Here is a 13,098-nt window from a genome sequence, read left to right on the forward strand (position 1 = left end):
ACGCGGTCGAGGCGCTCGCCGACGGCCTCGCCACCGGGCAGGCGCTCTTCGACGTGCAGACCGTGGTGCTCGGCGGCGGGCTCGCCCAGGCCGGCGACCGGCTGCTCGACCCGCTCCGCGTGGCGCTGCGCGAACGACTGACCTTCCATCGGGAGCCGCGGCTGGTCGCGGCGGCCCTCGGCGACGAGGCCGGCTGCCTCGGCGCCGCCCTGCTCGCCCTGGACACCCTGGAGAAGGAGAGCCGATGACCCTGCGCGTGACCGGCAAGGTGGTGACCCCGGCCGGCGTGATCCGGCAGGGCTGCGTGGAGGTCGTCGGCGACCGGATCCGGGCCGTCGCGGAGTACCCGACGGTGCGCGACGGGCACTGGATCGTGCCGGGCTTCGTGGACATGCACACCCATGGCGGCGGCGGGCACACCTTCACCACCGGGGACGCCGGCTCGGCCCGGGCGGCGGCCGACTTCCACCTACGCCACGGCACCACCACGCTGCTGGCCAGCCTGGTCAGCTCGCCGTTCGCGCTGATGCGGGACGCCACCGCGGCGTTCCGGCCGCTGGTCGAGGCCGGGGTGCTGGCCGGCGTCCACTTCGAAGGGCCGTACCTGTCGGCGGACCGCTGCGGCGCGCAGAACCCGGAGTTCCTCCGTGACCCGTCCACCGACGAGCTGGCCGAGCTGATCGAGCTGGGCGGCGGGGCGGTCCGGATGGTCACCCTGGCCCCCGAGCGGGACGGCGCGCTGGAGGCGATCAAGCTGCTCGTCGCAGCCGGCGTGGTCGCGGCGGTCGGGCACACCGACGCCACCTGGGAGCAGACCCGGGCCGCGGTGGCCGCCGGGGCGAGCGTGGGTACCCATCTGTTCAACGGGATGCGCCCGGTGCACCACCGCGAGCCGGGGCCGGTGGTGGCCCTGCTCGACGCCCCCAATGTGGTCTGCGAGCTGGTCGCCGACGGGGTGCACCTGCATGACGGGATGCTCGGCTTCGCCAGCTCGGTGGCCGGCCCGGAGCGGGCCGCCCTGATCACCGACGCGATGGCCGCGGCCGGCATGCCCGACGGCGAGTACGAGCTGGGCGGCCAGGCCGTCACGGTGGCCGACGGGGTGGCCCGGCTCAGCCGGGACGGCGCGATCGCCGGCAGCACCCTGACCATGGACGCCGCGCTGCGGCACGCCGTCGCCGCCGGCATCGCGCTGCCCGACGCCGCCCGCATGGTCGCCACCACCCCGGCCCGGGCGATCGGCCTGGGCGACCGGCTCGGGGCACTCCAGGCCGGCCTGCGGGCCGACCTCGTGGTGCTCGACGACGACCTCAACGTGGTCCGGGTGATGCGCGGGGGCACCTGGGTGGAGTGACGCGAGCGGTCCGCGACGGTCAGTTCCGCTCGCAGGCTGCGGAGTCCGGCGGACGCGCGGCCGATCGCGCCACGGGGCCGGCGACGCGCAGCCGGTCGCGCCACGTATCCGGCGGGTCCGCCGGCCGACGGCGGCGCGGCGACCGACCGACCACAGACGGTGTCCTCAGCCCGCCGGGCACGGGTTCTCACCCGCTACCGACTTGATGTCGTGAATGACTCGGTCCGGTGGCCAGGCTCAGCCCGCAGCCGATACATCCGCCGGTCGGCCGTCCGCCGACCCCGCCGGTAGCCGTCGCACCGCCGTACGGCGCGCCGTCGGCCGCGGGCCGCCCTCGGCGATCCATTCACGTCATCACGTCGGTAGGCAACTACTGGTTATCCGCCGAAGCAGCCGGCCAGCCAGAACTACCCTCGGCACAGCAGCCGCCCACCCAGAACCACCCTCGGCACAACAGCCGGCACCCAGAGCCACCCTCGGCGCGGCAGCCACCGCCCAGGGACGGACCGGACGGCGCCGCCACGACCACGGGACCGGACCGCGGCGGTAGGACGACGCGCACGACCGAGCGGACCCGGGCGGCTGTCCCGCGAACGGGGCGCCTCAGCCGGCGGTGGGCACCTCGACGCCGAGGACGGCCTGCTCGTCGGGGCGGTGCACCAGCACGTCCGACAGGTACGAATGCACCGCGTGGCGCATGCCGACGTCCCGGCCGGCCCGCTCCGAGAGCAGCCACTTGTGCTCGATGATCTGCGCGAACAGCTCCTGCGGCTCCAGCTTGCGACGCAGGTGCTCCGGCACCGCCCGGACCACCGGCTCGAACACCTCGGTCAGCCAGCGGTGCGCGGCCTGCTGCTCGTCGGTCAGGTCGCTCTCCACCCGGTACGCGTCCAGGTCGTTGAGAAGCTTGCGAGCCTGGTTCTCCTCGGCGTCCAGACCGGTGAGGCGGAGCAGCCGGCGGGTGTGGTAGCCGGCGTCGACCACCTTCGGCCGGACCAGGTACCGGCCGTTGTCGGCGGTCGACATGGCCACCTCGGCGACGTCGAAGCCCAGCTCGTTGAGGCGGCGGATCCGACCCTCGATGTCGTGCCGGGCCGCCCGCTCGACCTGCTGCTCGTAGGTGATCTCGTGCCAGAGCCGCTCGTACCGCTGGACGACCTCCTCGCAGACCACCTCCGGGTCGATCGACTCGTGCAGCAGCCCGGCGGCCTGCAGGTCCAACGCCTCACCGAAGATGTTGACCCGGGCGATCTCCAGGTCCTCCCCACGCTGACCGTTGGAGAGCGAGTTGTGCAACGCCCCGGTCTCCGCGTCCACCAGGTAGGCGGCGAACGCGCCCGCGTCGCGGCGGAACAGGGTGTTCGACAGCGAGCAGTCGCCCCAGAAGAACCCGGTCAGGTGCATCCGCACCAACAGCACGGCGAGCGCGTCGAGCAGCCGGTTCATGGTCTCCGGCCGCAGCGTCCGGGAGAAGAGCGCCCGGTACGGCAGCGAGAACTGCAGGTGCCGGGTGATCAGCACCGGGTCCAGCGGCTCCCCGTCGTCGGTCTGCCGGTCGGCCACGATCGCCACCGCCTCGACGGACGGGAAGTCGATCCGCTCCAGCGCCCGGAGCAGGTCGTACTCCCGCTCGGCGACCCGCTCGCCGGTCTCCTTCACCGCGTACACGTAGTCGCCGAGCCGGACGAAGCGCACGATGTGCCGCGAGATGCCCTGCGGCAGCGCGACCAGATGCTGGGCAGGCCACTCCTCCAGCGGGGTCGACCAGGGAAGGTCGAGCAGCGCCGGGTCGACGAGGGCCGAGGTGATCCGCACGCCGACAAGTTTGACCGCTGACCCCGCCGCAGCGCTTCCCTTCGTGGGCCGGCACACAGCCGCCGAAGGCCCGCGCCGGTCCGCCGCCGCCCGCGGCCGGTAGCGTGGTCGCGTGCGGGAGACCACAGGGGTACGCGGTGACCTGCGGCCGCGGCCGGTCCGGCCGGCCGGGTGGTGGTTCGACGGGCTGCTGCTCGCGGCCCTGGTGGCGCTGACCGTGGCACTCGCCGCCGGGCACCTGTTCGGGCTCGACCGGACGGTCGCCGACTGGTGCGACGGGCACCGCCCGACCGCCGCCCGCTGGGTGGCCATGACGCTCAACCTGCTCGGCCAGGGCACCCCGCTCACGCTGCTCGCGGCCGGGCTGGGCGTGCTGCTGGCGGTGCGGCTGCGCTCGGTGCGGCCGATCCTGCCGCCGGTGGTCGCGTTCGTGCTCACCACCTTCACGATCGGCCCGCTGAAGGTGTGGACGGCCCGCCCGGCGCCGAGCGCCTCGATCAAGGAGCCGTTCCTGTCGCCCGAGCAGACGCTGCCGCTGTTCCAGCACGACCTGCCGGTGCGCTTCGCGCAGTCGTACCCGTCGGGGCACGTCGCCAACGCGATCGTCTGGTACGGCGTGCTCGCGCTGCTGCTGGCCCCCCTGCTGCGCACCTTCGGCCGGACCATGCCGGCCCGGCTGGTCACCGTGATCCGGGTGGTGCCTCCGGCGGTGGTCTTCTGCACCACCGTCTATCTGAGCTGGCACTGGCTGACCGACTCGGTCGCCGGGCTGCTGCTCGGCCTGCTGCTGGACCGCCTGCTGCGCCGGATGCCCTGGGACGACCTGCCGTTGCCGGGCCGGTTACGGCGCTGGGACCGGCCGTTCACCTCTCGGCCGTAGGGTGCTGCCGTGGAGCAACTGGAGCGCCGACTGGGCGTACCCGACGCGGTCGTCATCGGACTGGGGTCGATGCTCGGCGCGGGCGTCTTCGTGGTCTTCGCCCCCGCCGCGGCGGCCGCCGGCGGAGCCGGGCTGCTCGCCGCGCTGGCCCTGGCCGGCTTCATCGCCTTCTGCAACGCGACCAGCTCGGCCCGGCTGGCGGCCCGCTACCCCGAGTCCGGCGGCACCTACGTCTACGGCCGGGAACGGCTGCACCCGTTCGCCGGCTTCGTGGCCGGCTGGGGGTTCGTGGTCGGCAAGACGGCGAGCTGCGCGGCGATGGCGCTGACCATCGGGGCGTACCTCTGGCCGGGGCGGGCGCGGCTCGTCGCGGTCCTCGCGGTGCTGGCGGTGACCGCGGTGAACCTGCGCGGGGTGGGCAAGACCGCCACCGCCACCCGGGTCCTGGTCGGCGTGGTGCTCACCGTGCTGGCCGTGGTCGCGGTCTCCGGCGCGCCGCACGTCGGCCTCGACCGGCTCGGCGGGGTCGCCGGCATCGACGCCCGGGGCGTGCTGACCGCTGCCGGTCTGCTCTTCTTCGCCTTCGCCGGGTACGCCCGGATCGCCACCCTCGGCGAGGAGGTACGCGACCCGGAGCGGACCATCCCGCGCGCCGTGCCGGTGGCGCTCGGCATCGTGCTGGCGATCTACCTGGTGCTGGCCGTGGTGGCGCTCGGCGTGCTCGGCGAGGGGCGGCTGGCCGATGCCGCGGCCCCGCTCGCCGAGGTGGTCGGCGCGGCCGGGCTGCCCGGCCTGGCCTGGCTGGTCCGGGCCGGGGCCACCGTGGCGGTGACCGGCGTGCTGCTCTCCCTGCTCGCCGGCGTCGGCCGGACCACCCTGGCGATGGCCCGCCGTCGGGACCTGCCGGCCGGGCTGGCCGCCGTGCATCCGCGTACCCGGGTGCCGCACCGCGCCGAGCTGGCCGTGGCCGCCGTGGTGATCGTGGTGGTGGCCCTCGGCGGCGTGCGCGGTGCGATCGGCTTCTCCAGCTGCACGGTGCTGGTCTACTACGCGATCGCCAACGCCTCGGCGCTGACCCTGGGCCGCGATCCGGCCCGGAAGCTGCCCGTGCAGCTGCTCGCCGCGCTGGGGCTGGTCGGCTGCCTGCTGCTCGCGGTCAACCTGCCGGTCGCCAGCACCCTCGCCGGTTTCGGCGTGCTCGCCCTCGGCGCCCTCTGGTACGCCGTGCGTCCCGCCCGCCGAGCCGGCTGAGCCGCTGATACGCCGTGCGCCCTGCCCGCCGAGCCGGCTGAGCCGCTGGTAGGCCGTGCGTCCCGCCCGCCGAGCCGGCTGAGCAGCGAGGCCGGCGCGGTCAGCCGGTCTCACCGCCGGAGATCACTCCGCCGGCTGGCGGGGCACCGGCGGGCCGGCCGGCTCGACCGGGCCCGCGCTGGTCTCCCGGAGCAGGGCGCTGAGCCCGGCCCGGCGGGCCACCACGGTCAGCCGGTCCCCGGCCTGGATCACCATCCGCGGGTCCACGGTCCAGTCGGTCCGCTGCCCGGCGCGGGTGTGCGCGAGCACGCGCACCTCTCCCGGCCGGGCCACCGCCGCGACCGGCCGGCCGTCCAGCGGGGAGTCGGCGACCACCGGCACCTCGGTGACCAGCAGCGCGTGCCGGTCGACCGGGATGGTGGCGATCACCGCCCGGTCCAGCAGCGCCACCGCGAACGCGGGCGCGGCGAGGTACGACACGCTGTGCGACAGGCGGACGCCGAACGCCTCCTGGATCCGCCGGGCGAAGTCGCCGTCGAAGAGTCGCAGCACCACCCGCAGGTCGGGGTCGAGGCCGCGGGCGTTCAGCGCGGCGCGCAGGTTGGTGCCGTCGTCGGTGGAGACCACCACCAGCGCCTGGCAGGTGTCCACCGAGGCGGCCCGCAGGGTCTCCTCCAGCCCGGCGTCCCCGATGATCAGCGGTACGCCGAGCCGGTGCGCGAGCGCCGCACCGCGCGCCTCGGGATTCTTGTCGATGGCCACCACCTCGACCCCGAAGTCGTGCAGCTGGGCCATCACCCGGGTGCCGATGTTGCCGAGCCCGACCACCACCACGTGCCCGGACCGGTCGGGTGCCTGGCCGGCGTGCAGGGCGAGCCGGGCGTTGACGATGCCGTCCACCACCGCCGCGGTGATCAGCGGGATCAGGGCCAGCCCGGCGAGGTTGAGCACCACCTGCATGATCTGGGCGGCGACCGGCTTGCCGAGATCCGGATCCTGCCCGCTCAACGTGGTGACCAGGGTGAGGTAGAGCGCATCGGACCAGTTCACCTGGGCCGCCCGGCCGTTCAGCCAGCCCAGCACGGCGATCACCGCCAGCAGCACCAGCACCGCCACGCCGATCTTGCGGGTGGCGAAGCTGCGGACCGCCCGCAGCAGCGCCACCACCGGCTCCCGGCGGCGGCGGGCCCGGACCAGCCGGCGGGCGGCCAGCTCGGTGCCGGGCGGCTGCCCGGTCGCCTCGGCCAGCACCACGTCGGCGGAGGCCTCGTCGGCGGGCAGCACCCGGATCAGCTCCGGGTCACCGGTGACGGCCAGGCCGCAGAGCACGTCCTGCGGGCGTACGTCGGCCCGGCGGGCCACGTAGAGGGTGCGGCCGGCGTGCCGGAAGTGGGTGGGGGCCAGCTCGCCGAGCGCGGCGGCGACGAACGCCGGGGCCGCCATCGAGGCGTCGGAGAGGACCGCCGAGTCGGGGAAGATCTGCCGCAGGCCGTTGGCGAGGCTGGTGTTGAACATGCGTACCACCAGGCGCAGCCGGGGCTCGACCTCCTGGGCGCAGAGCGCGGCGTGCATGTTGCCCACGTCGTCCTGGTGCAGCAGGGCCAGCCCGTCCGCGCCGGCCAGCCCGGCCCGGCGGAAGGTGGCCTCGTCGAGCCGGTCGGCGCGCACCACCTGGATGCCTTCGATGTCCCGGCCGTCCGGCCCCTCCGAGCGGCGGCGCTCCGGCACCACCAGGGTGATCCGGATCCGCCCGTTGGACGGCCCGGTGGCCAGCAGCGACCGGACCACCCAGTACGCGAGCGGGTCGGAGCCGCAGACCACGAAGTGCGGCCGGGAGTCACCGTTCATCCGGAGCCGCCACCCGGTCGCGCGGCGCGCGCGGTCGCGCAGGGGCTCGGCCATGCCCGGATGGTAGTCAGCCGCTCGCGGTGCGCGCAGCCCCCTCGATCATGAAGCATGGGGCCGGCGCGTTCGGGTAGTGCACCGCCATGCAGACGTTCCTCCCGTATCCGGACTTCCTGGCCAGCGCCCGGGCGCTGGATCAGAAGCGGCTGGGCAAGCAGCGGGTGGAGACCATCCAGGTGCTGCGCGGACTGACCCGGCCCGGCTACGGCTGGCGCAACCACCCGGCGGTGAAGATGTGGGCCGGCTACGAGGAGGCGCTGACCCGGTACGGGCTGGACATGTGTGCGGTGTGGTGCGAGCCGGGCCGGGCGGACACCTGCGCGGCCACCCTGACCACGGACCTCGCCACCGCCTGCGGCCTCGCGGTCGTCCGGACCCAGCCGGAGTTGGCCGAGGCCGGCGAGCTGCCGCCCTGGCTGGGCCGGGAGGATCTGCACCGCAGCCACCGCTCGTCGCTGCTGCGCAAGGACCCCGCGCACTACGGTCCCCGGTTCGGCGACGTCCCACCCGACCTGGAGTACGTCTGGCCCGCCTCGGACCGGGCGCGGCGCTGTCTGCTGCCCCCGGACGACTGAGCGGCGGCCCTTCCGCCGCCGGAGCCGGAGGGCGGACCGCCGGGCGGCCGAGCGGCCGACTTCTGCCGGCGGACGCCGGAGCGGGCAGACTGAGGGCCTATCGGCCGGGGAGGTGCGGATGGCGCTGTCGCAACTGATCGGCCGCCTCATCGGCGTACGCGAACACGTGGTGGACCCGGGCGGCGGTGGCGCCCCCCGGGTGCCCCGGCCGGTGCGGGCGGTGGTGGTGGGCGGCGGCATCGCCGGCATGTCGGCGGCCGTGGTGCTGGCCGAGCGGGGGGTCGACGTGACCGTGCTGGAGTCGGCGCCCACCCTGGGCGGCCGGCTCGGCGCCTGGCCGGAGGAGCTGCCGGACGGCCCGCAGCGCAACGAGCACGGCTTCCACGCCTTCTTCCGGCAGTACTACAACTGGCGATCGATCCTCCGCCGGGTCGACCCCGGACTGGGGTTCCTCAAGCCGATCCCCGGCTATCCGATCCTGTCGGCGCGCTGGCCGACCGAGGAGTTCGGCCGGCTGCCGCCCGCGCCCCCGGCGAACCTGCTGGCGCTGCTGCTGCGCAGCCCGAGCCTGCGCCTGACCGACCTGCGCGGCATGGACCGGGACGCCGCGCTGCCGCTGCTCAGCTACGACCCGGAACGCACCTACGCCGAGTTCGACGAGCGGACCGCCGACGAGCTGCTCACCTCGCTGCGGCTGCCGGACCGGGCCCGGGCCATGCTCTTCGAGGTCTTCTCCCACTCGTTCTTCAACCACGAGGCGGAGATGTCGGCCGCCGAGATGATCGCTCAGTTCCACTTCTACCTGCTGGGCAACCCGGAAGGGCTGGCCTTCGACTGCCCCGACGAGGACTACGCGACGGCGATCTGGCAGCCGTTGACCCGCCACCTGGAGCGGCACGGCGGCCAGGTCCGCACCGGCACGGCCGCCGCCCGGCTGGACCGGACGCCGGGCGGATGGCGGGTACGCACCGCCGACGGGGCGGCCCACGACGCCGGGCACGTGGTGCTGGCCGTCGACCCGCCGGCGCTCGCCGCGCTGGTCGCCGCCTCACCGGGCCTGGTCGCGGCGGCACCCCGGCTGGTGGCCCGGATGCCCGCGTTCGGCACCCCCGGTCCGCCGTACGCGGTGGCCCGGTACTGGATGGACGGTGACGTCCGGCCGGACCGGGCGGTGTTCAGCGGGGTGTCCCGGCAGGCCACGTTGGACTCGGTGACCCTCTACCACCGGCTGGAGGCGGAGCCGCGCCGCTGGGCGGCCCGCACCGGCGGCTCGGTGGTGGAGCTGCACGCGTACGCGTGCGAGCCGGACGTGCCGGCCGAGGAGCTGGCCGAGCGGATGCGGGTCGAGCTGACCGAGCTCTGGCCGGAGGCGGCCGGGTTGCGGGTCCGGCAACTGCGGGCCCGGGTGGAGGCGCAGGCGCCCGCGTTCACCCCCGGCAGCCACGCCGAGCGGCCCGGGGTACGCACCGACGCCGACCGCCTCTACCTGGCCGGCGACGGGATCCGCACCGAGTTCCCGAGCGCGCTCATGGAACGCTCGGCGGCCACCGGGATCATGGCCGCCAACCACATCCTGCGGGCCGAGGGGGCGGCGGCCGAGCCGGTCCGCTCGATCCGCCCGCGCGGCCTGCTCGCCCCCCGGTGAGGGAGCACCCTTCGACGGGCCCTCCCCACCCTCAGCGGCTCACCCCGTCCCACCGGGTGCCGTGGTACGCGGCCCGCATGAGCTGCTGCATGTCGTCCAGCATCGGCATCCGGGGGTTGGCCGGCGCGCACTGGTCCTCGTACGCGTTGAGTGCCTGCTGCGGCAGGGCCGCCTCGAACGCCGCCTGGTCCACCCCGACGGCGGCGAACGACGGCTCGATGCCGACCGCGTCCCGCAGCCGTTCCACCGCGTCGGCGAGGGCCGCCACGCCCTGCGCCGGGGTGGCCGCGGGCAGGCCGAGCAGCCGGGCGATCTCGGCGAACCGCTCGGGCGCCCGGTAGCTCTCGTAGCGGGGCCAGCCGGAGAGCTTCGACGGGACGGTGCCGTTGTAGCGGATCACGTGCGGCAGCAGCACCGCGTTGGTCCGCCCGTGGGCGATGTGGAAGGTCGCGCCGAGGGTGTGCGACATGGCGTGCACGATGCCGAGGAAGGCGCTGCCGAAGGCCATGCCGGCGATGGTGCCGGCGTTGTGCATCCGTTCCCGCGCCTCGTCGTCGCCGTCGACCACCGAGCGTTCCAGGTTGGCGAAGATGAGCCGGATGGCGTGCAGGGCCAGCCCGTCGGTGAAGTCGTTGGCGTAGACCGACACGTACGCCTCGATGGCGTGGGTGAGCGCGTCGAATCCGCTGTCGGCGGCAATGGCGCGCGGCATGCTGGCGGTCAGCACCGGGTCGACGATCGCCACGGTGGGGGTGAGCGCGTAGTCCGCGAGCGGGTACTTCTTGCCGGTGCGGTGGTCGGTGATGACCGCGAACGGGGTGACCTCCGCGCCGGTGCCCGAGGTGGTCGGCACGCAGACCAGGCGGGCCCGCTCGCCCAGGTTGGGGAAGGTGAAGGCCCGCTTGCGGATGTCGAAGAACTTCTCCCGCATATCGTCGAAGACGACCTCGGGGTGTTCGTACTTGAGCCACATGACCTTGGCCGCGTCCATCGCCGAGCCGCCGCCGAGGGCCACGATGGTGTCCGGCCCGAAGGCCCGCATCAGTTCGGCGCCCCGGTCGACGGTGCTGACGCCGGGCTCCGGCTCCACGTCGTCGATGATCTGCAGGGCGATCTTCTCGGCCCGGCGTTGCAGCACCCGGTTGATCCGGTCGACGAAGCCGAGCCGGGTCATGGTCGCGTCGGTGACCACGGTGACCCGGTGCACGTCCGGCATCTCGGCCAGGTAGCGGATCGCGTTCGGCTCGAAGTAGATCTTCGAGGGGACCTTGAACCACTGCATGTTGTTGGTCCGGCGGCCGATCCGCTTGATGTTGAGCAGGTTGACCGCCGAGACGTTGTTCGAGACCGAGTTCCGGCCGTAGCTGCCGCAGCCGAGGGTGAGCGAGGGCAGGAAGGCGTTGTACATGTCGCCGATGCCGCCCTGCGAGGCCGGCGAGTTCCAGATGACCCGGACCGCCTTCACCCGCAGGCCGAACTCCTCCACCAGCTTCTCGTCGGCGGTGTGGATGACCGCGCTGTGCCCGAGGCCGTGGAATTCCACCATCTGCTCGGCGTACCGCAGGCCCTGCTCGCGGGTGCCGGCCCGGAGCACGGCCAGCACCGGGCAGAGCTTCTCCCGGGTCAGCGGCTCGTCCGGTCCGACGCCGTCCACCTCGACCAGGAGCACCGAGGTACGCGGCGGCACGGTGAACCCGGCCGCCTCGGCGATCCACTCGGCGGTCCGCCCCACCACCTCGGGGTTGAGCCGGCCGTCCGGGAAGAGCAGCCCTTCCAGCCGGCTCTTCTCCTCGGCCGTGGCGACGTACGCGTGCAGCCGCCGGAACTCCTCGAGCGCCGCGTCGTGGATCGCGTCGTCGAGGATGACGGCCTGCTCGGAGGCGCAGATCATGCCGTTGTCGAACGACTTGGAGAGCACGATGTCGTTGACGGCCCGGGCCAGCTTGGCGCTGCCCTCGACGTACGCGGGCACGTTGCCGGCCCCGACGCCCAGCGCCGGCTTCCCCGCCGAATACGCGGCGCGGACCATGCTGTTGCCGCCGGTGGCGAGGATGGTGGCGATCCCGGGGTGGTGCATGAGCGCCGTGGTCGCCTCGACCGACGGCTCCTCGATCCACTGCACGCAGTGTGCCGGTGCCCCGGCGGCGACGGCCGCGTCCCGGACCGTACGGGCCGCCTCGACGCTGCACCGCTGGGCCGACGGGTGGAACGCGAAGACGATCGGGTTGCGGGTCTTCAACGCGAGCAGCGCCTTGAAGATGGTGGTCGAGGTGGGGTTGGTGACCGGGGTGATGCCGGCGATCACGCCGACCGGGTCGGCGATCTCCACGATGCCGTTGATCTCGTCGCGGCTGATCACGCCGACGGTGCGGGTCTTCGCCATCGCGTGGGTGACGTGCTCGCAGGCGAAGATGTTCTTCACCGCCTTGTCCTCGAAGACGCCCCGGCCGGTCTCCTCGACGGCGAGCCGGGCCAGCGCGGCGTGCCGGTCGAGCGCCGCGACGGACGCCTTGCGGACGATGTGGTCGACCTGTTCCTGGGTGAACCGCTCGTAGTCGGTGAGCGCCTTCAGGCCGTCGGCGACCAGGCTGTCGATGGTGGTGTGGAGTTCGGACATGCTGCTTTCACCTCGGCGGTTGCGGCGTCAGGGCCACTATCAGACTCGGACGGTCGCCGCCCGGGCGACCGTGCGTAACGGCCCGGATGCGGGGGTGCCGAAGGTCCCGTCCCGCCGTCCCTCCCGGATGCCGGGAAGATGAACCAGCACATCCAGCCCGAAACCACCTTCGTCCTCGATGGATCACCGGCGCCCGACGGCGGATCGAAATGCGTTGCCCGCCTCTGCCGCGCGGATCTACCGTGAGCGCGCAAGGTCAACCACCGCTCCGGGAGCCGTCGATGTCGCAGCCGCACGCCACCTTCGTGCCGTTCGGGCTGCTCAGCGCCGGTTACCGGGGCACCCACCCCGGTGCCGGGTGGCCCGGCTGACGCGCACCCGCGTCTCCCGTCGCAGCCGCCCCGTCGCCATCGGCCGGGCGGCTTTTCGCTGCCCGGCCCGCCCTCGACCACCGTTTGTGAAGGGAGAGCCCGGTGGACGCCGTCCTCGTCATCAACGCCGACCTCGGCCCGCTGCACCGGGTCACCGTCCAGCACGCGATCCGGATGCTCTGCCGGCGGGTGGCCGAGATCCACGAGGCCGAGCCGGACCAGGTGATCGGGGTCTTCCCGATACCGCGGGTGGTCCGCCTCGTCCGGTACGTGGTGACCCGCTGGCGGTTCAGCGCCGGCCCGGCCTGGTCCCGGGCCGGGGTGCTGCGCCGCGACGGCCGGCGCTGCGCCTACTGCGACGCCCCGGCGAGCACCGTCGACCACATCCTGCCCCGCTCGCGCGGCGGCCGGAACACCTGGCGGAACACCACGGCCGCCTGCTACCCGTGCAACCAGCGCAAGGGCGACCGGACGCCGGCCGAGGCCGGCATGCCGCTGCGGCGGGAGCCGGTGCCGCCGAGCTGGGCCGCGATGGCCGGGCGGTGACGAGCCGGGCCGGCGGGCACAGGGGGCCGCGTCGGGGGTACGCCCCCGGCGCGGCGCCCGCCGGCCCCTCCCCACCCCGCGCGGCCCGCACCCGCCGCCCCCGCGGGGACGCGAGGCGACGACCTGCGGCAGATCGGGG

10 protein-coding genes are annotated in these 13,098 nt (G+C 74.3%); 7 read left to right on the top strand and 3 right to left on the bottom strand.

Features of this window, described 5'->3' with window-relative positions; all coding sequences use genetic code 11:
• Positions 1-248 (top strand): ROK family protein (locus tag LQ51_RS09520; protein WP_046564352.1); only part of this gene is annotated, 248 nt, incomplete at its 5' end.
• Entirely contained in the window at positions 245-1,354 is a 1,110-nt protein-coding gene (nagA, locus tag LQ51_RS09525; protein WP_046564353.1) for an N-acetylglucosamine-6-phosphate deacetylase, read from the top strand. The genes LQ51_RS09520 and nagA, both read left to right, overlap by 4 nt.
• A 603-nt stretch (positions 1,355-1,957) precedes the next feature.
• On the opposite strand, the gene LQ51_RS09530 is transcribed toward nagA, so the two are convergent.
• Positions 1,958-3,169, bottom strand: a complete 1,212-nt coding sequence (locus LQ51_RS09530) for a DUF4032 domain-containing protein (RefSeq protein WP_046564354.1) — start codon at positions 3,167-3,169, stop codon at positions 1,958-1,960.
• 142 nt (positions 3,170-3,311) lie between these two features.
• Here LQ51_RS09530 and LQ51_RS09535 point away from each other — a divergent pair, with 142 nt between their 5' ends.
• Together LQ51_RS09535 and LQ51_RS09540 are read left to right on the top strand one after the other, a co-directional pair.
• On the top strand, positions 3,312-4,049 hold the full coding sequence (locus LQ51_RS09535) for a phosphatase PAP2 family protein (RefSeq protein ID WP_197087617.1): 738 nt from the start codon (positions 3,312-3,314) through the stop codon (positions 4,047-4,049).
• Between the two features lie 9 nt (positions 4,050-4,058).
• Positions 4,059-5,300: an APC family permease gene (locus tag LQ51_RS09540; RefSeq protein WP_046564356.1), complete on the top strand. Its 1,242-nt coding sequence runs from the start codon at positions 4,059-4,061 to the stop codon at positions 5,298-5,300.
• A gap of 123 nt (positions 5,301-5,423) precedes the next feature.
• Here the strand turns inward: LQ51_RS09540 and LQ51_RS09545 are convergent, their stop codons facing one another.
• Positions 5,424-7,202, bottom strand: coding sequence for a potassium channel protein (locus LQ51_RS09545; RefSeq protein ID WP_197087615.1), 1,779 nt, complete (start codon positions 7,200-7,202; stop codon positions 5,424-5,426).
• An 86-nt stretch (positions 7,203-7,288) separates the two neighbouring features.
• Between LQ51_RS09545 and LQ51_RS09550 the strand changes: the two genes are divergently transcribed.
• Positions 7,289-7,780 carry an MSMEG_6728 family protein gene (locus LQ51_RS09550; RefSeq protein WP_046564357.1) on the top strand — a complete coding sequence of 164 codons (492 nt, stop codon included), beginning with the start codon at positions 7,289-7,291 and terminating at the stop codon, positions 7,778-7,780.
• Between the two features lie 118 nt (positions 7,781-7,898).
• Positions 7,899-9,425 carry an FAD-dependent oxidoreductase gene (locus LQ51_RS09555; RefSeq protein WP_046564358.1) on the top strand — a complete coding sequence of 509 codons (1,527 nt, stop codon included), beginning with the start codon at positions 7,899-7,901 and terminating at the stop codon, positions 9,423-9,425.
• A 31-nt stretch (positions 9,426-9,456) separates the two neighbouring features.
• On the opposite strand, the gene adhE is transcribed toward LQ51_RS09555, so the two are convergent.
• Positions 9,457-12,042 carry a bifunctional acetaldehyde-CoA/alcohol dehydrogenase gene (gene adhE / locus LQ51_RS09560; RefSeq protein ID WP_046564359.1) on the bottom strand — a complete coding sequence of 862 codons (2,586 nt, stop codon included), beginning with the start codon at positions 12,040-12,042 and terminating at the stop codon, positions 9,457-9,459.
• Positions 12,043-12,515: 473 nt separating this feature from the next.
• On the opposite strand from adhE, the gene LQ51_RS09565 reads away from it, so the two are divergent.
• Positions 12,516-12,959, top strand: a complete 444-nt coding sequence (locus tag LQ51_RS09565; protein WP_046564360.1) for an HNH endonuclease — start codon at positions 12,516-12,518, stop codon at positions 12,957-12,959.
• Positions 12,960-13,098: the final 139 nt, after the last annotated feature.

This window comes from Micromonospora sp. HK10, assembly GCF_000982955.1.
Classification (GTDB): Bacteria; Actinomycetota; Actinomycetes; order Mycobacteriales; family Micromonosporaceae; genus Micromonospora.